The organism is Pseudomonas sp. P5_B3, assembly GCF_056400405.1.
Window position 1 is genome coordinate 1 of sequence record NZ_JBFULI010000103.1, and the last position, 11,571, is coordinate 11,571.

At 61.5% G+C, this 11,571-nt stretch carries 10 protein-coding genes and 1 pseudogene; 4 read left to right on the top strand and 7 right to left on the bottom strand.

The features are described from left to right. Positions 1-317: 317 nt before the first annotated feature. Positions 318-656, bottom strand: coding sequence for a hypothetical protein (locus AC1DRN_RS29485; protein ID WP_223463640.1), 339 nt, complete (start codon positions 654-656; stop codon positions 318-320). A gap of 67 nt (positions 657-723) precedes the next feature. After that, positions 724-1,386, bottom strand: coding sequence for an ATPase (locus AC1DRN_RS29490; protein ID WP_223463639.1), 663 nt, complete (start codon positions 1,384-1,386; stop codon positions 724-726). 230 nt (positions 1,387-1,616) lie between these two features. Here AC1DRN_RS29490 and AC1DRN_RS29495 point away from each other — a divergent pair, with 230 nt between their 5' ends. Continuing rightward, positions 1,617-1,922: an NIPSNAP family protein gene (locus tag AC1DRN_RS29495; RefSeq protein WP_056723739.1), complete on the top strand. Its 306-nt coding sequence runs from the start codon at positions 1,617-1,619 to the stop codon at positions 1,920-1,922. Between the two features lie 13 nt (positions 1,923-1,935). Here the strand turns inward: AC1DRN_RS29495 and AC1DRN_RS29500 are convergent, their stop codons facing one another. From AC1DRN_RS29500 to speB, 5 genes are all read right to left on the bottom strand, one after another. After that, the gene (locus AC1DRN_RS29500; protein WP_223463638.1) at positions 1,936-2,394 is read right to left on the bottom strand and encodes a GNAT family N-acetyltransferase; all 459 of its coding nucleotides are present in this window, start codon (positions 2,392-2,394) and stop codon (positions 1,936-1,938) included. A gap of 198 nt (positions 2,395-2,592) precedes the next feature. Further along, complete coding sequence (gene betA / locus AC1DRN_RS29505; protein WP_223463663.1) at positions 2,593-4,281, bottom strand: choline dehydrogenase; 1,689 nt, start codon at positions 4,279-4,281, stop codon at positions 2,593-2,595. 17 nt (positions 4,282-4,298) lie between these two features. Then, a complete protein-coding gene (locus AC1DRN_RS29510) occupies positions 4,299-5,873 on the bottom strand; it encodes a purine-cytosine permease family protein (RefSeq protein WP_223463637.1) in 1,575 nt (524 codons plus the stop codon). A 221-nt stretch (positions 5,874-6,094) separates the two neighbouring features. Continuing rightward, positions 6,095-7,606: an aldehyde dehydrogenase family protein gene (locus AC1DRN_RS29515; RefSeq protein WP_223464004.1), complete on the bottom strand. Its 1,512-nt coding sequence runs from the start codon at positions 7,604-7,606 to the stop codon at positions 6,095-6,097. A 53-nt stretch (positions 7,607-7,659) separates the two neighbouring features. Continuing rightward, entirely contained in the window at positions 7,660-8,661 is a 1,002-nt protein-coding gene (gene speB / locus AC1DRN_RS29520; RefSeq protein WP_223464003.1) for an agmatinase, read from the bottom strand. Between the two features lie 151 nt (positions 8,662-8,812). Here speB and AC1DRN_RS29525 point away from each other — a divergent pair, with 151 nt between their 5' ends. The 3 genes and pseudogenes from AC1DRN_RS29525 to AC1DRN_RS29535 all read left to right on the top strand — a co-directional run. After that, positions 8,813-9,727, top strand: a complete 915-nt coding sequence (locus tag AC1DRN_RS29525; RefSeq protein WP_223464002.1) for a LysR family transcriptional regulator — start codon at positions 8,813-8,815, stop codon at positions 9,725-9,727. Positions 9,728-9,795: 68 nt separating this feature from the next. Then, positions 9,796-11,304: a sigma-54-dependent transcriptional regulator gene (locus tag AC1DRN_RS29530; RefSeq protein WP_223464001.1), complete on the top strand. Its 1,509-nt coding sequence runs from the start codon at positions 9,796-9,798 to the stop codon at positions 11,302-11,304. Positions 11,305-11,422: 118 nt separating this feature from the next. Next, a pseudogene (locus AC1DRN_RS29535) lies at positions 11,423-11,571 on the top strand (IS110 family transposase); the annotation flags it as partial.

The following is an 11,571-nucleotide window of genomic DNA, read 5'->3' on the forward strand; positions in this document are numbered from 1 at the left end:
CGTTCGAGCGTGCGGCGCAGCGTTCGAGCGTGCGGCGCAGGAGTGTCTGTAAGCAGAATTTCAGGCAAAAAAAAGCCACCAGAATTGGCAGCAGAAAGTTAAAGCACGCATTGAATGACTTGAGTGCTGCGCACTCAAACGGGGGCAAGCCCCCTCGCCACAATTAGTCACTTGCAGCAAGATTAGCGATGTCCTGACGAGCGGCCATCAAGCCGTCATCGAATCGTCATGAGCCGGGCGCCATACTCAAGTCATTCAATGCGTGCTTTAACTTTCTGCTGCCAATTCTGGTGGCTTTTTTTTGCCTGAAATTCTGCTTACAGACACTCCTGCGCCGCACGCTCGAACGTCGACGGCACGAACGCCGACGCCAGCAACTTGCGTTCGTACAGGAACACCTTGCCGCCGTTCGAGGCCTTGTAGGTTTCAAGCACGTTGTCCGCCGCCACTTTGCTCGATACGACGATCCGGTAGCTGCGCTGGGTCTGCGACACCGTGGGCGCCAGCGCATCGTGCTGCAACTTCGGCACCACGCAATGGGTGTACTCCTCGGGCGACTTGCTGGTCTGCAAGGTCAGCGTCGGATCGTTCGGCGTGGCACAACCGGCCAGCAGCAGCGGGGCGAAGGCCAGGGTGGGGGCAAAAAAAGTACGCATGAATCAGGTCCTGAAAAGAAATCAACGGTGATTTGGGTTGCCCGCCGCTCAATGGTCGTCGAGCTAATTAATTGATTGCTGCGGTTAATCCGGCTGATACCAGCGCCTTCAACGACGCATCGAACTGTTTCAGCGCGGTCAGTTGCAGGTCGCGTTGCTGTTCGATTTGCGTGGCGATCTCGGGGGCGGCCTTGTCATGCACCCACACCGACGGCAGTTGTTTTTCCACCGCGCCTTCGGCCTTGCCGATGTACTGCAAGTTGGCGTCGTAGAACCGCGCGGCGAAACGCGCCTCGACCCGATCGTTACGCTGGGTCAGCAACTGGTTGTGGGTATCGAGCATCACCACCACATCGGGATGGGCCTGCACCAGGGCATCGAGGTTGTCGTAGACGGTCACCGACAGAAAGGTGTGGTGCAGCGAACTCATCAGCCAGTCGATGGCCAGGTCCGGATCGGAGCTGTTGACGAACGCCTGGCGAATCCGCGCATCCAGTGCGTTCTTCGCGCCGTTCACCGCCACCGAGTGGTATTGCTCAAGGTATTGCAGGTTTTCCACGGTGTCTTCGCTGTAAAGCACTCCGACCGTCTGCCCGTATTGCAACCCGCCCTGGCTCCCAGTGATGGGCGGCAGATGGCAGGTGCGCGCGTCCTCGGCGTAGGCCGATGCGGTGCATGCAACGCTGCCCAGCAACAGGGCAATCACAGCCAGTCGGGTCAAGATTTTCATCGCGCGGGTTCCTTGAGCAGCGTGTTCAATGCAGGCGATTTTCCGCCTTTGCGCAAAAAACAGAACTTGCGATTCTTGATGGTGACTATTGACTGAACCGATAGTGCGGGGCCGCTAGCGCATGCCTCTGGCGCAAACTTACCGGTCAATGTCGAACAAGCGGCTGTGCCGGGCGCCCACGGTTGATTACAGTGGCGACTGCCCTCAAAACCTGATCAAGGAACGAAACAATGGTGACCTGCTACCTCAAATACGTGCTCGATCCCTACCAGCTCGAAGCGTTCGAACACTACGGCAAGTTGTGGATTCCCCTGGTGGAAAAGTTCGGCGGCCAGCACCACGGCTACTTTTTGCCCTCGGAGGGCGCCAACAACATCGCCCTGGCGCTGTTCACCTTCCCCAGCCTGGCAGCGTACGAACATTACCGGCAGCAGTCGATGAACGATCCAGAGTGCATCGCGGCGTTCAAGTACGCCGAAGAGAAGAAATTCATCCTCAGCTACGAGCGTTCGTTCATGCGGCCGGTGTTTGGCTGACTGGATCGCTGAGTCAGTCTTTTTTCAGATCCAGGCAGTAGGTGTAGTAACCGGGGTCGCGCACCCAGCCCTGGGATTCATACAGGCGCTGGGCGGTGAGGTTGTCGGTGGCGGTTTCCAGGGTCATGCCTTTGCCGCCGGCCAGCTTCGCAAAATCCCGGGCGGTGTTCATCAGCAATGTGCCGACGCCTTTGCCCCGGGCAGCGGGCGTGGTGAACAGATCACCGAGCAGCCAGGTGCGGTGGGCGTCGATCGAGGAAAAGGTCGGGAACAACTGGACGAAGCCGAGGTTTTCACCGTCGCTGTCCCGGGCGAGAAAAATCACCGACTCATCCCGGGCGATGCGCTCGGCGATGAAGGCGCGCGATTGCGAAAGGTTCGACGGCTGCTTGTAGAACATCCGGTAGGCGTCAAACAAAGGGGTGATCTGGTCGATGTGCGATGCGTCGGCGCGCAGGGCCTGAATAGCCATGAGGGTGCTCCATTACGGTCTCAAGGAATTACAGACTAGCAATGGCAGCTGAACAGCGACGTAAAATTTTATGGGGCACCGCTGCCCCCCTGTAGGAGTGAGCCTGCTCGCGATAGCGGTCTGTCAGTCAACATCGCTATTGAATCTGATGGCCTCATCGCGAGCAGGCTCGCTCCTACATTGGATTGCGGGTTGCGGTCAGACCCGCACGTTACGACCTGGCAGCGAAGTACGCTGGCTGCTCTCCCAGCCCTCGACCAGCCCCACTGGCACATCCGACGCCGGCAGCATCTTCACGCCACGCACCAGATCGGACGCCCGTTCAGCGAGCATGATGGTCGGCGCATTGAGGTTGCCGTTCGGCTCGGTCGGGAACACCGACGAATCGATCACCCGCAGCCCGGCGATACCGCGCACGCGCAATTCGGAATCGACCACCGCCATGTCGTCCTCGCCCATGCGGCACGAACCGCACGGATGGTAGGTGCTTTCCAGGTTGTCACGCACGAAGGCGTCGAGGTCTTCATCGCTGGTCACCTGCGCACCCGGGGCGATTTCGCCATCGCGGAAGCGGTCCATGGCTTTCTGGCCGATGATCTCGCGGGTCAGGCGAATGCAGCGGCGGAAGCCTTCGCGGTCCTCTTCCCGCTCCAGATAGTTGAAGCGGATTTCCGGATGCTCGTACGGATCGGCCGAACGCACCCGCACATAGCCACGGCTTTTGGGTTTGTTCGGGCCGGTCAGCACCATGAAGCCGTGGCCCTTGATCGGCTTGTTGCCGTCGTAGCGCATCGCTGCCGGCAGGAAGTGGAACTGGATGTCCGGCCAGCGCAGGCCCTTCTCGGAGCGGATGAAACCACCGGCCTCGAAGTGGTTGGTGGCGCCCAGGCCGTCCTTGAACAGCAGCCAGCGCAGACCGATCATCAGCTTGCTCAGCGGGTCCATCTTGTTGTTGAGGGTCACCGGTTCCTTGCAGCCGAACTGGATGTACACCTCGGCGTGATCCTGCAGGTTCTCCCCTACGCCCGGCAAGTCATGGCGCACACCGATCCCGGCCTTGCGCAGCACGTCCGCCGGGCCGATGCCCGAGCGTTGCAGCAGGTGCGGCGARCCGATCGGCCCGGACGAGATCAGCACTTCGCGGTTGCAATACACCTGGTGGGTCTGGCCACCGTGGTCATACATGACCCCCACCGCCCGCTTGCCTTCGAGGATGATCTGGCGGGTCATCGCATGGGTGATCACCGTCAGGTTCGGACGGCCCATGGCCGGGCGCAGATAGGCGTTGGCCGTGGAGCAGCGCACGCCGTTCTTCACGGTCATGTGCATGGCGCCGAAACCTTCCTGCATGTAGCCGTTGCAGTCTTCGGTCTTGATGTAGCCCGCCTCCGCACCGGCTTCGACCCAGGCACCGTACAGCGGGTTTTTCATGTGGTTACCGTTGGTGGTATGCAGCGGCCCGGTCTGCCCGCGATAGCTGTCGCCGCCCGACTCGTAGCTCTCGGCACGCTTGAAGTACGGCAGGCAGTTGCGATAGCCCCAGCCTTCGGCACCCAGGGATTCCCACTCGTCAAAGTCCAGCGCGTGACCACGGATGTACACCAGGCCGTTGATCGACGACGAGCCGCCCAGCACCTTGCCCCGTGGGCAGTGAATGCGTCGGCCGTTGAGGTGGGTCTCCGGCTCGGTTTCGTAGCGCCAGTTGTACTTCTTGGTGTTCATCGGGATCGAGAATGCGCTCGGCATCTGGATCACTACGCTCTTGTCACTGCCGCCGAATTCCAGGACCAGCACCGAGGTGGCCGGGTCTTCGCTCAGGCGGTTGGCCAACACACAACCCGCCGAGCCTGCGCCAATGATGATGTAGTCGTATTTTTGCGTAGACATTTTTTGCGTGGTCATAGTTATCTCCCGACCGTCGATTCAGTGAATACCCGCGGTGGCTGCTGTTTGTGGGTCAGCGTGTCGCCGGTGGTGTATTGCGGGGAGTTTTTCTCAATCTGCTGGATCACCGCTTCTTCACGTTTCAGATCGATCGAGCGGCTCAGCCAGTAGTACGCCAGGCCCGACACGATCAGCCCGACCAGCCAGGCGATGTCGATGCTGCCCAGCGCCTTGGCGAGCGGGCCGACATAAACCTCGCGTTGTTCAACGCCGTCGAAGATGTAGAAGAACGGGATCATCGAGATAAAACCGATGGCGTAGGCGGCGATACCGCGCAGTCCCCAGCTGCCGTAGATGTTGCCGTGGGGCATGAAGAAGTGCGGGATGGCGTAGCGGCCCTTGCGCACGAAGAAGTAGTCGGTGAGGTTGACCGAAGTCCAGGGCACCAGGAAGTACAGCATCACCACCAGGTAGATCCCCAGCACCGACAGGCCTTTGCCGGAACTCTGGATGCTCAGGGCCACGCCCAGTTGCAGCAGGATCACGAAGCCGATGGCCAGGATGCGTGCCTTGCGTGTTGGCTCAATGTGCTTGATCGAATCGACGCAGGTCAGCGTGGTCAGCTTGGCGCTGTAGATGTTCATCGCGATCACCGGCAGGAACGCCAGAATGGTGACCACCACCACCGCCGTGCCCACCAGCGGCGACACGGTGTTGCCGACTTGCCCCAGGGCCACCAGCACGTCAGTGGAGTGCAGGTGATCGGCCAGCCAGCCGCCGACGGAGATCATCCACGCACCGGACAGCGACGCCCCGAGGAACACCACGGCGATCAGCTTGCCGCTGGAGGTGTTTTTCGGCAGGTAGCGCGAATAGTCCGACACATAAGGCGCATAGGCGATGTTGTAGCTGGCGGCCGCCGCAAACTGCGCGATGAAACCGGTCCAGTTGAAACCCAGCGGCTCCCGGGCCACTTCACCCTCCGCGAGTGCCGGCAGCACTGCATCCGGCACCCAGCCCATCACCACCGCCACGGTCACCAGGCCATACAGCGGCAGCGACAGATACAGCGCCCATTTGAAGCTGCGGTGCATCCAGTCATGGCCGAGGATCGCCAGCACCGCCGCCGGTATGGTTACCGCCACCGCGATCACCGCGGGGTTGAACCCGAATAGCGTGTGCAGCCCCTGCATCATCAGCACCAGGTTGACGATGTTGAAGCCGGCGAACACGAACAGCGTTGCGAGCAGTACCAAAATCACCCCGCGATAGCCAAACTGCGCGCGGGACTGGATCATCTGCGGCAAGCCAAGGTGCGGGCCCTGGGAGCCGTGAAACGCCATGAACAGCGTGCCGAACATGATACCCAGCGTGCCGGCCAGCGTGGTCCAGAGCGCGGTCAGGCCGACGCTCGGGCCAACGAAGCCGATGGTCATGGTGAAGAAAGTGAAGTTGCCGAGAAACCAGAACGGGCCCTGGCTCGACAGTTTGTCGGTGCGCTCGTTCTCGGGGATGAAGTCAATCGAATGCCCCTCGACGACGGATTTTTCGTCGAGGCTGGACACGCTCGTGGCGGACTTGGCGTTAGTGTTCATGATGGACTCTTATTGTTGGAAGATCATGACGAGATAACCGCGTTCTTTCGGGCCACAGGTTCAGTGTTGCCCGTGCCTACCTGGCGTTGTTGCAGATGCCTTATTGGAACGAATCAAAACGCAAAACCTGTAGGAGCGAGCCTGCTCGCGATAGCGGTGTGTCAGCCATCGCGACTGACACACCGCTATCGCGAGCAGGCTCGCTCCTACAAGGGAAAGCGTCAGCTTGGTAAGGTGATCCACACCGCCTTGGTTTCGAGCAGGTAATCGAGTTGCTCGGCGCCCAGGTCCTTGCCGAACCCGGACTGCTTGTAGCCACCGAACGGCATCGACGGATCGAGGGTGCCGTGGGCGTTGACGTAGACCGAGCCTGCTTTCAAGCGTGGAATCAGGCTGTGCACCTTGCCCAGGTCGTTGGAATACAGTGCCGCCGCCAGGCCGAAGGGCGAATCGTTGGCCAGGGCCAGCGCTTCTTCCTCGTCGTCGAACGGTGCGGTGACCAGCACCGGGCCGAAGATTTCTTCCTGGACAATGCGCATGTCGTTGCGGCAATTGGCGAAGATGGTCGGCTCGACGAAGAAGCCAGGGCCATCGACCGGTTGGCCGCCGTAGACCAGTTCGGCGCCTTCGGCCTTGCCGGTTTCGATGTACTCGGTCACGCGCTGCTTTTGCAGGGCCGAAACCAGCGGGCCGATGAAGCAATCAGGATCCAGGCCCGGAGCCATTTTCAGGGTGCGCGTGTAGGCGATCAGCTCACGCAGGAATTCGTCGTAGACACTGCTATGAATATAGGCCCGTGTACCGGCGTCGCATACCTGCCCGGAGTTGAAAAACACGCCGTTGGCGACCGCTTGGGCGGCGGCCGGGATGTCGGCATCGGCGCAGACGATGACCGGTGATTTACCACCGAGTTCGAGGGTCAGGCGCTTCATGTCATCCAGCGCTGCGCGACCGACAGTCTGGCCGACCGGGGTCGAGCCGGTGAAGGTCAGTTTGTCGATGCCCGGGTGAGTGGCCATGGCCGCACCGACCACGCTGCCGCGCCCGGTGACGATGTTGATCACGCCATCCGGAATGCCCGCTTCCTGCACCAGCTCAGCGAAACGCAGGGCTGACAACGAGGTCAGTTCGGCGGGTTTGACCACCACGGTGCAACCGGTCGCCAGCGCCGCGCCGAGCTTCCAGGCCATGGTTTGCAGCGGGAAGTTCCACGGCACGATGGCGCCGACTACGCCGACCGCTTCCTTGCGGGTATAGGCCAGGTAGTTGCCCGGTAGCGAAGGTTCGACGGTACGGCCATGCAGCTTTGTGGCCCAACCGGCGAAGTAACGCAGGGTATCGACGGTGCCCTGGATGTCCACGTCCTTGGCGAAGGCAACCGATTTGCCCATGTCGATGGATTCGATTTCCGCGAGCTCCGCGGCGTTCTGCTCGATCAGGTCGGCCAGGCGTTGCATCATGCGCTCGCGCTCGGCCGGTTTGGCCTGACGCCAGGCGCCGCCGTCGAACTGGGCGCGGGCGGCTTGCACGGCGCGGTCCAGGTCATCGGTGGTGCCCATGGGAATGCGGGTGATCAGGCCTTCGGTCGAAGGTTCGATTACATCGGAGGTCTGGCCGTCGCTGGCTTCGACCCAGGCGCCGCCGATGAACATTTTCTGGACCTTGCTGAGGAAGGTCTGGGTGGCTTCGCTGACGCCGAATTTCTGCAGGTAACTTTTGACGATCGTATCCATTTTTGTTCTCTCTGCCCGGCAGTCAGAGCCTGCCGGGTCACTGGTTTCGATGATCAGGCTGATGCGGCTTCGCTCTCGGCGGCTGCCCGCACCTTGCCACGCTCGTGGAAGATGAAACCGATGCTGTTGAGCAGCAGTTGCGCGGCCAGGATCGAGGTCATGCCGGTCGGGTCGTAGACCGGTGCCACTTCCACCAGGTCCATGCCGACGATGTTGCCTTTGCTGCGCTTGGCCAGGGCCTGGATGATTTCCAGCACTTCGTAGTAGAGGAAGCCGCCGTGGCTCGGGGTGCCGGTGCCGGGGGCGATGGACGGGTCGAAACCGTCGATGTCGATGGTGATGTAGTAGTTGATGTCCTCCGGGATCAGCGCCAGCACTCCCTCGACGCCAAGGCGACGCACGTCACGCACCGAGAGGATTTTCGAGCCGGCTTCATGGGCCGCTTCGTAGTCGTCACGGTTGGATGACGACACGTTGCGGATGCCCATTTGGGTCATGCCGACAATGTGGTTCATTTCCGAGGCGCGGCGCAGCGGGTTGCCGTGGCCGTAGCGCACGCCGTGGCGTTCGTCGACGAAATCCAGGTGGGCATCGAAGTGAATGATGTGGATCGGGCCGCGGCCTTCGAAGGCCTTGATCACTGGCGCATGCACCGAGTGGTCGCCGCCGAGTACTACCGGCATCACGCCGGCATCGAGGATCTTGCGCACGGCGTATTCGGTGTTCTTGTTGCTGGTGGCCATGTCGGTGTGGACGATGTCGGCATCACCGACGTCAACCATGCGCACGTCCGACGCGGTGAGGTACATCACGTCATCTTCGTGGTCGTAGGCGCCGGCGTGGCCGAAGGAAAACAGCGTCGATGCTTCGCGAATCCCGCGTGGTCCGAAGCGTGCGCCGGAGCGCCACTGGGTGCCCATGTCGTTGGGCACGCCGAGCACCGCGACGTCGGCATCCAGTGCATCCCAATCGGTGCACACCGGGGATTTGCCAAAGGTGCAATGACCCACGAATGGCAGGTTCAGGCGACCGGATTCATAACCGTTGTTCGACATTTCTAGCCTCTCCACTTCTTGTTATCGGCTTGACGGACTGCAAGGCGACCGCCGTTGGAAAGACTATGGGCGCAGGTTTTCGTGGAAAAAATGCTAAACATCAGATACTCATATCGGCATTCCCGATGCATCCACAGGCCGGAGGTCCAAGATGATCCAGCTGCACGATGTCGACCTGAAACTGCTCAGGGTGTTTGCCACGATCGTCCGCTGCGGCGGTTTCTCGGCCGCGCAGGCGGCGCTCAATGCCGGGCAGTCGACCATCAGCGAACAGATGACCCATCTGGAAACCCGTCTCGGGGTAAAGCTGTGCCAGCGCGGGCGCAGCGGCTTCCGCCTGACCGAGCAAGGCGTGGCGATTCATGAAGCCACCCAGCGCCTGTTGTCGGCGGTGGAAAACTTCTGCATGGATGCCGACGTGCTCAAGCAGCACATCAGCGGCAAGCTCAACCTGGGGATCATCGACACCACGATTACCGATCCTGACTCGCCGATTCCACGCACCACCCAGCGCTTCGTCTCCCGTGGGCATGACGTGCACCTGAACGTGTACGTCGGTACCCCGGCAGAACTTGAAGAGCGGGTGCTCGACGGTCGCCTGCACCTGGCCATCGGGCACTTTCCGATCCATGTGCCGGGGCTGCTGCAATCACCGCTGTACCAGGAAGCGCTCGGTTTGTATTGCGGGCGGCGTCACCCGTTGTACGGCAGCCACGCCGAAGGTGAGGAACTGCTCGAAGAAGTCGCTGCGGGGCGGATCGTCGTGCGCGGCTACATGCAGCAATACGACCTCGAACACCTGGGCGTCAGCAAGGCGGCCGCCACCGTGGACAACATCGAAGCCACGGCGATCCTGATCATTTCCGGCGCCTACCTGGGTTTTCTGCCTGAGCACTTCGCCACCCAGTGGGTCAAGAGCGGCGAGATGCACCAGTTGGCCCCGGGGAGTCTGCGTTTGAAATCACCTTTCGACGTGATCACCCGTCGCGGCACGGCACCGCCACCGATCCTCCAGGCGTTCCTCGAGGACCTGGCCGCCAGCACCCGTAAAACCGGCCAGCCGTGATGTGACACTCGCCAAATTCAAATTTTGCCGGGCATACTGATTCGGTTCGCCAATCTTGCAGGCCCGTCATGCGCATCCACGTCACCTTCATCGACCGCGTCGGTATCACCCAGGAAGTGCTGGCCCTGCTCGGTGGACGCAGTTTCAACCTGGACGCCGTGGAGATGGTGCCGCCGAACGTCTACATTGACGCGCCGACCCTCGGCGCCGAGGTGCTGGAGGAGCTGCGCGAGGCACTTTTCGACGTGCGTGGTGTGCAAGCGGTGACCATGGTCGACATCCTTCCGGGGCAACGCCGGCGCCTGCAACTGGACGCCTTGCTGGCAGCCAGTTCCGACCCGGTGCTGGCGGTGGATGACCGAGGTCACGTGTTGCTGGCCAACCCGGCGCTGATCGCCCTGTGCGGACGCGAACCGGCCGGTGAATCGCTGACCACGCTGTTCGACGATGCCGATTTGCAGCGCACCCTGATCGCTCAGCATTTCCGCCTGCCGATGCACGAGGTCAGCCTCGGTGGCCAGACCTTGCTGCTCGACGCGATGCCGATCACCGACGCCGGCGCCCTGCTCACCCTGTATCAACCGAACCGCATTGGCGAACGCCTGTCGGCGCTGCACCATGACCATGCCGAAGGCTTCGATGCGCTGCTCGGCGAATCGCCACCGATCCGCGCGCTCAAGGCCCGTGCGCAACGGGTGGCGGCCCTCGATGCGCCGCTGCTGATCCAGGGTGAAACCGGCACCGGCAAGGAATTGGTGGCCCGTGCCTGTCATGCCATCAGCCCACGGCACGATGCGCCGTTTTTGGCCCTGAACTGCGCCGCGCTGCCGGAGAGCCTGGCCGAGAGCGAGCTGTTCGGCTACGCCCCCGGCGCCTTCACCGGCGCGCAACGGGGCGGCAAGCTCGGCCTGCTGGAACTGGCCGACCAAGGCACGGTGTTCCTCGATGAAGTGGGGGAAATGTCGCCGTACCTGCAAGCCAAGTTGCTGCGTTTCCTGAGCGATGGCTGCTTCCGTCGGGTCGGTGGCGACAAGGAAGTGCGGGTCAATGTGCGGGTGCTCAGCGCGACCCACCGCGACCTGGAGAAAATGGTCGCCGAAGGGCGTTTTCGCGAAGACCTGTTCTACCGCCTCAACGTGCTCAACCTGCAAGTGCCACCGCTGCGCGAGCGCGGTCACGACATCCTGCTGATGGCCAATCACTTCATGCAACAGGCCTGCGCGCAGATCCAGCGACCAGCGTGTCGTCTGGCGCCGAGCACCTTCAGCGCCCTGCTCGGCAACCGCTGGCCGGGCAACGTGCGGCAATTGCAAAACGTGATCTTTCGCGCGGCGGCGATTTGCGAAAATCCGCTGGTGGACATCGACGACCTGGACATCGCCCGCACGGCAGTGGAGCGGCAGAATGACGGCGAAGTCGGCAGCCTGGAAGAGGCGGTTGGCGACTTTGAGAAGAACCTGCTGGAACAGCTGTATCGCAGCTATCCGTCCAGCCGGTTGCTGGCGGCGCGGTTGCAGACTTCCCATAGCGCGATTGCCATTCGCTTGCGCAAGTACGGGATTCCCAACAAGCCCTGAGCTATCTGTCGGAACACATTTTCACTGACAACACATTCCCCTAATGAAATGGCTACCCCCGCCGCCCCCTGTGATCGACCACTAAGCTTTCACAGGGGGCTTATCGGAGATCATTGCCATGAGCAAAGTAGCTATTGCCGCCATCGATCTGGGAAAACACACCTTTCATCTACATGCACAGGATGATCGTGGTCACGAGCTGTACCGAAAAAAATTCAATCGGGTAACGCTCATGCAGCACCTGGCAAATCTCGAGCCCTGCACCAT

Excerpts from the sequence above, each read along its gene's own strand:
- AC1DRN_RS29485 (WP_223463640.1), bottom strand. The coding sequence starts at position 656 with ATGCGTACTTTTTTTGCCCCCACCCTGGCCTTCGCCCCGCTGCTGCTG.
- AC1DRN_RS29490 (WP_223463639.1), bottom strand. The coding sequence starts at position 1,386 with ATGAAAATCTTGACCCGACTGGCTGTGATTGCCCTGTTGCTGGGCAGC.
- AC1DRN_RS29495 (WP_056723739.1), top strand. The coding sequence starts at position 1,617 with ATGGTGACCTGCTACCTCAAATACGTGCTCGATCCCTACCAGCTCGAA.
- AC1DRN_RS29500 (WP_223463638.1), bottom strand. The coding sequence starts at position 2,394 with ATGGCTATTCAGGCCCTGCGCGCCGACGCATCGCACATCGACCAGATC.
- AC1DRN_RS29510 (WP_223463637.1), bottom strand. The coding sequence starts at position 5,873 with ATGAACACTAACGCCAAGTCCGCCACGAGCGTGTCCAGCCTCGACGAA.
- AC1DRN_RS29515 (WP_223464004.1), bottom strand. The coding sequence starts at position 7,606 with ATGGATACGATCGTCAAAAGTTACCTGCAGAAATTCGGCGTCAGCGAA.
- speB (WP_223464003.1), bottom strand. The coding sequence starts at position 8,661 with ATGTCGAACAACGGTTATGAATCCGGTCGCCTGAACCTGCCATTCGTG.
- AC1DRN_RS29525 (WP_223464002.1), top strand. The coding sequence starts at position 8,813 with ATGATCCAGCTGCACGATGTCGACCTGAAACTGCTCAGGGTGTTTGCC.
- AC1DRN_RS29530 (WP_223464001.1), top strand. The coding sequence starts at position 9,796 with ATGCGCATCCACGTCACCTTCATCGACCGCGTCGGTATCACCCAGGAA.